3 protein-coding genes are annotated in these 6,225 nt (G+C 62.9%); all 3 read right to left on the reverse strand.

Going from position 1 to position 6,225, the window contains the following annotated elements:
• The coding region (locus tag BQ17_RS18810; RefSeq protein ID WP_256091677.1) for a lytic transglycosylase domain-containing protein at window positions 1–1,759 on the reverse strand (1,759 nt) is incomplete at its 3' end.
• A gap of 513 nt (window positions 1,760–2,272) precedes the next feature.
• Window positions 2,273–4,174 carry a ribosomal protection-like ABC-F family protein gene (gene abc-f / locus BQ17_RS18815; protein ID WP_089729749.1) on the reverse strand — a complete coding sequence of 634 codons (1,902 nt, stop codon included), beginning with the start codon at window positions 4,172–4,174 and terminating at the stop codon, window positions 2,273–2,275.
• 26 nt (window positions 4,175–4,200) lie between these two features.
• Entirely contained in the window at window positions 4,201–5,445 is a 1,245-nt protein-coding gene (locus BQ17_RS18820) for a NupC/NupG family nucleoside CNT transporter (protein WP_089729751.1), read from the reverse strand.
• Window positions 5,446–6,225: the final 780 nt, after the last annotated feature.

Genomic DNA, 6,225 nt, shown 5'->3' on the forward strand with positions numbered 1-6,225 from the left:
GGGCCCCGGACGCTTTGGCCTTAGCCACCTTGACCGGCTTCGATTTGGGTTTGGCCTTAGCCACTTTGCCCGGTTTCTGCTTGAGTCTAGCCTTGGCTACCTGAACCGGCTTCGACTTCGACCTGGCCTTGGCTACCCTGGTCGGCTTCCGCTTAGGCTTGGCCTTGGCTAGCTTGATCGGTTTCCGTTTGGACCCGGCCTTGGCTAGCTGAACCGGCTTCGGCTTCGACCTGGCCTTGGCTACCCTGGTCGGCTTCCGTTTAGGCTCGGCCTTGGCTAGCTTGATCGGTTTCCGCCTGGACTCGGCCTTGGCTACCCGAACCGGCTTCGACTTCGATCCGGTCTTAGCTACCCTGGTCGGCTTCCGTTTAGGTTCGGCCTTGGCCAGCCTGATCGGTTTCCGCCTGGATTCGGCCTTAGCCACCTTGGTCGGCTTCCGCCTGGGCTTGACCTTGGCTATCCTGATTGGTTTCTGCCTGGACTCGGCTCTGGTCATCCTTGTCGATTTACGCTTGGCCTTGGGTCTGTATTCGGCCTTGGCGAGCATCATCGAGCTGGGCGCGATATGCCCCGCTCGCTTCAGGGTCCCTCTCGGGAGCCATACGGTGCTGCCGGCCGGGAGCTTGGCACTGCCCCGCCGGACCGATTTCTTCCAATGCAGATTTAGATCCGCCAGCCGATAGGTAGGCACATCATAGTAGTGGGCGATCCGTGGCGCGGATATGCTGCGGCGGAGCACTAGGCGATCTTCGGAGAGGGGCGCCTGGTATTTGATGCCTTCCGGAAAATAGCGATGAGGATGACTCGCGACCTCCCGCGCCGCAATGAACTCGGCGTAGAAATTGCGGGAGGCGAACTTGAAATAGGGACCCTTGTACTTGCGCACGATGGCCCCGATGTCATTGCCGTAAATGGCCTTGGCCTTCTGCATGCCGCCTTGGCCATGGTTGTAGGAGGTCACGGCCAAGGGCCAACTGCCGAGCTTGCGGTAGGCACCGCCGAGATAGCTCGCAGCGCCCTCGGCGGCGGTCACCGGATCCAGGCGCTCGTCGACGGCGCCGTTGACGGTCATGTACAGCTTGCCGGTACCCCGCATAAACTGCCATACCCCCGCCGCGCCGACGCTGGAGCGGGCGTGGGTCTGGAAGGAGGATTCGACGTGGGGCAGGTAGGCGAGGTCCTCGGGCAGTCCCCGGGAGCGGAAGATTTCTCGGAATTTCGCGTCATAGCGGCCGCTGATTGCCAGACCTCGGCGGAAGCGCTCGCGTAAGCCGCGTTGGCTGCGCACCCGGTTGCTGGCGCCGTAGATGGCCCATTTACCGCCCGCGCCCATGAGCCTGTTGTACAAGGACCGATCGTATCTGCTCAGGGACAGACCTGCCCGCACCTTGTCCTCCAGATTCTTGAGGCGGCGCTTGTAGTAGGCCTTGCGCGCCCGTACGAAACGCTTCTGCTCAGCCGTGTAGCCGTTCAGAGTGGGACCGGGGAGATCCGCCACCTCGTAGATCACCCCCATGTACTCGTTGTCATGGATGGCAACCTCGCCGCGGCTCCATTCGCCGTAGACGTTGCGCCAGAAGGCTACGTTGTCTTTAATCTCGGAGGGAACGGGGAAGGTCCGGGAGCCTGTGGGTCGCTTCGCGGCGGAAACGGTCCTGTTCGCTAGCTCCCGCTCGTTGCTGCTGGAGCATCCGGCAAACGGGAGCACCAGAAACAGCAAGACGGTGAGCGGTATCCGGAAGCGAGCGGTTGTGGTCACGGGCAGATCCTCCTCCCCTTATCCGTAGGGGTCTTGGCTGGCACACTAGAAACACGAGTCTTTTCTATGGGGCGAAATATAGACAAAAATTGGTGGAATACGCAAGCATGTTGAGTTTTTTCATGAACTCTCTTTCCTCACAGCCTGCGCACTCTAGCACATAATTTCGACTAATATTGCAAACTTCTCGGAGGAGGCACATATCGAACTGTAGGTGATTATTCCCACAATATAAGTTGAAATGATGTGCTCGCCGCTCTGGAGGGAAAACGACGAAGCGCGCGCATCGATCCGCGTGGATGCGTGTAATACGGCGCTTTTCTTCCGTTAAGGCGCAAAGATTTTTTGGTGCGGTTCGCTGCGCAAGATGGTTCGCTGCGCAAGATGGTTCGCTGCGCTCACCACACCCTACGGCCACGCCTTGGACAATAATAGGATATACCAACCTGGAATCCATAGAGAGTTCGATCGCAGAACACTCCATATGCGCTCACCTTGGCGAACGATCAAGGTTCATGGGGTTCCTCCTTGGCTTTCCAGTGCCTCGCCGGTTTCGAGCCAAGCGGTCTCAGTCTTCTCGAAATCGGCATCCAGACGGTGCTTCTGCGCCATAAGTGACAGCAGACGGGGCTTGGCCGCCGGCTCGTAGAGCAGGGGTAAGGCCAGCTCTCGCTCCAGCTCACCGCGGCGCGCCTCGAGATCGGCCAAGCGGGTCTCCAGCGCTTCGAGGCGACGCCGTAGCGGCTGCAGGTTACGGCGCTGTTCCGCCTTGGCCCGTCGCTGGGCCTGGCGCGAGGTGCCGTCCTGGGACGGCGCCTGGACGGCAGGCGAGTCCTGATATGCCTGCCGCCCGGCGAGCCAGGCGGGGTAGTCGTCGAGCTCCCCGGCGAAGGTGGTCACCGTGCCCGCATCCACCAGTAGCAGTTGGTCACTCGTGACTCGCAGCAGGTGGCGATCATGGGAGACCAGCACCAGTGCCCCTTCGAACTCCTGCAGGGCCAGGCTCAAGGCATGCCGCATCCCCAGGTCCAGGTGGTTCGTCGGTTCATCGAGCAGTAGCAGGTTGGGTCCTTGCCAGATCAGCAAGGCCAGTGCCAACCGCGCCTTCTCCCCACCGGAGAAGGATGCCGTCGCGGCCGTGGCCTGGTCACCGCCGAATGCGAATCCACCCAAATAATCGCGCAATTCCTGCTCGCTAGGGTCGGGGGCCAGGCGCCGGAGGTGCTCCATGGGACTGGCGTCGGGCCGCAGCTGGTCGACCTGGTGTTGGGCGAAATAACCCACCCGCAGACCCGGGGCCGGCAGGCAGCGGCCGGAATGCAAAGGCAGTACGCCGGCGAACAGCTTGATCAGGGTGGACTTGCCGGCGCCGTTGGGTCCGAGCAGGCCGATGCGCTCGCCGGGCGCAAGGCTGAGGTCGAGTCCGGCGAGCACCGTCCGCTCCCCATAGCCGACGGCGCCTGCTTCCAGCACCAGCAAGGGGTGGGGCAACCGCCCCTGAGGCTCGCGCAGCCGGAATCGAAACGGGGTCTCCAGGTGGGCCGGGGCGATCAGCTCCATGCGTTCCAGGGCCTTGAGGCGGCTCTGGGCCTGGCGGGCCTTGGTGGCTTTGGCGCGGAAACGGTCCACGAAGCGCCGGATGCGGGCGATCTCTTGTTGTTGGCGGGTGAAGGCCGCCTGCTGTCGGGCCGAACGCTCGGCACGCCGGCGCTCGCAGGCGCTGTAGTTACCGGTGTAGCTGTGGAGCCGACCCTGATCGATGTGCAGGATAGCGTCCGTTATGGCATCGAGAAAGTCCCGATCGTGGGAGATGAGCAGCAGGGTCCCCGGGTAGGATTTGAGCCAGGACTCGAGCCAGATCACCGCCTCCAGGTCCAGGTGGTTGGTGGGCTCGTCCAGCAGCAACAGGTCGGAACGGCACATGAGGGTACGGGCCAGGGACAGGCGCATGCGCCACCCCCCCGAGTAGCTGTCCACCGGCCGCCGCTCCTCGCCGGGGGTAAAGCCGAGCCCGTGCAGCAGCCGGGCGGCACGACTCTCGGCACCGTAGCCGTCGATCGCCTCCAGGCGCCCGTGCAGCCGGGCCTGACGCAGGCCATCCCCCTGCTCTTCGGCGATCGTCAGCTGGGCCTGCACCGCCCGCAGCTCCCGGTCTCCGTCGAGGACGAGCTCGATGGCCGGCCACTCGCCGCTCGGGGTCTGCTGGGCCACGTGGGCGATCTCCCAGTCCGGGGGAACCAGGAGCTCGCCTTGGTCCTGGTGCAGCTCGCCGCGGAGCAGAGCGAACAGGCTCGATTTGCCGCAGCCGTTGGGTCCCACTACTCCCACCTTCCGGCCGGGATAGATGGTCACGTCCGCGCCCGCAAAGAGCAACTTGGAACCACGGCGCAGACCGAGATCGCGCAGCTGTAACATCTAACTCCACCCGCGGCGATGGGATTTTAGCCAACAAGGGCAACCACGGCCCCGGTTAGAAAACAGGCAAGGTTGCCCGCAAGCAGCGATTTGGGGCCGAGCGCGAAGATGTCCCTACGCCGCTCCGGGACCATGGCCCCGAGGCCGCCGAGGAGGATCCCCAGACTCCCGAGGTTGGCGAAGCCACACAGGGCATAAGTCAGAATCAGGCGGCTGTGGGAAGACAGGCCATCCTCCGGCAGGGCCGCTAGATTCAGGTAGGCGATCAGCTCGTTGAGCACGATCTTGGTGCCCATCAGCTCCCCGGCCAGGTTCGCTTCGCTCCAGGGGACACCGAGCAGCCAGGCAACCGGGGCCATGGCCCATCCGAGCAGGCGCTGCAGACTCAGTGCCTCCCCGCCTACCGCGGGCAAAAGACCGCATAGCTGATTGACCAGACTCACGAGCGCCACCGCAACCACCAGGGTCGCCGCGACGCTGACCACCAGCTTCACGCCGTCAAAGGTAGCGCTAACGGCGGCCTCTACACTGCTGTTGTAGTCTGCGGTCAGGACGGCTGTCTCGTCAGGCCTGCCGTTAGCGACGCCTGGCACCAGGAGGGCGGCGACCGCGATGGCGGCGGGAGCGCTGATCAGGGATGCCGTCATGAGGTTGCCGGCGGCATCCGGCACCACGGGGGCCAGAATGGTCGCGTAGAGCACGAACATGTTGCCCGCAATGGTCGCCATACCTGCGGTCATGACCATGAACAGCCCGGCACGACTCATGTCCCGCAGGTAGGGCCGGATCAACAGAGGCGCCTCGATCATCCCGACGAATACGTTGGCGGCCGTCGATACGCCGACCGCACCACCCACATTGAGTAGCCTACGCAGCATCCAGGCAAAGCCGCGCACAATCAGCGGCAGCACGCGCCAATGGAACAGCAAGGCGCTGAGTACACTGACCAGCAGGATCAAGGGCAAGCCCTGAAACGCGAGGATGAAGGCGTGTTCCGGGTATGCGGCCTCAAAGGGTGCAGCACCGCCGCCCAGATAACCGAATACAAACGCCGTGCCTTCCCGGGTCGCCGCTTGCACCGCCAGCACAGCCCGGTTCAGGACCTCGAAGGCGTTCTCCACCGGCTCCAATCGCAGTAGCAAAAGGGCACAGGCGAACTGGAGCAGGATGCTGAATACCACCAGCCGCCAGGACACGGAACCGCGGTTCTCGCTGAAGGCCCAGGCCAGGCCGAGCAGGATTACGATGCCGAAAGCCGCCTGCCATGCCATTGTCAATCGTCCCCCAAGTAAGCTCAAGGTGAGTAAGCGCAGGGCGAGCGCCGATAAAGCTTCCCGCAACCATCGCTGTGGCGGATCGGGATTTTAACCCCAAAGGTGCAGAGACCAATCCTGAATTATTTGGCGTTGTCTGAGGGAAAAGATCCCTCCTGCGTTGGGACAAGAAAGATCCCTCCTGCGTCGGGACAGGGTTTGACGGGTTGCGTTCGACGCACCAAGGCTCGTTGATCTAGGGCCCGGTCAGTGCCAAACGTCTTAACGCAACCTACACCTACCTTACCCCTCGCGCAGCCTGCCCGCGCGGACTTCGCTTTGGGTGTAGGTTGGGTTAGGCGCGCTGTCCGATCCCGAAGGACACAAACACCCTTGAACGCGCCGTAACCCAACACGTCCGGTCCCCCAAACAGCGCCAAATAATTCAGGATTGCTGGAAGCGAGTGGGGCCGGTTGGGCGAAGGGTGTAGGATGCGGTGAACACGGGAGATCTTTACAGGAAGGCACTGCCGGGTGGTGCAAACCGCATCCATGAATGGCCCGTGCCCAACCAGTCGGGCACGCCCAGCGTCCAAAGATGCGGTCCGCTGCCTGCCGGTGCGTCCCTGCACGCAGACAGGCGCTCACTGCATCCTACGGCCCTAAGCAACCTCAGAGGCTGTCTAAAAAAGGACCGCAGGCCGTAGGCTGGGTTGCGGCCAGGGATGGCCAAAACCCAGCAATAACCAAAGCTGGGGTTCGTTCCTCACCCCAGCCTACCGATTTAAAATCAATAGG

Origin of the sequence: Candidatus Thiosymbion oneisti (genome assembly GCF_900092655.1) — a bacterium.
In the GTDB taxonomy this organism is placed as follows: domain Bacteria; phylum Pseudomonadota; class Gammaproteobacteria; order Chromatiales; family Chromatiaceae; genus Thiosymbion; species Thiosymbion oneisti.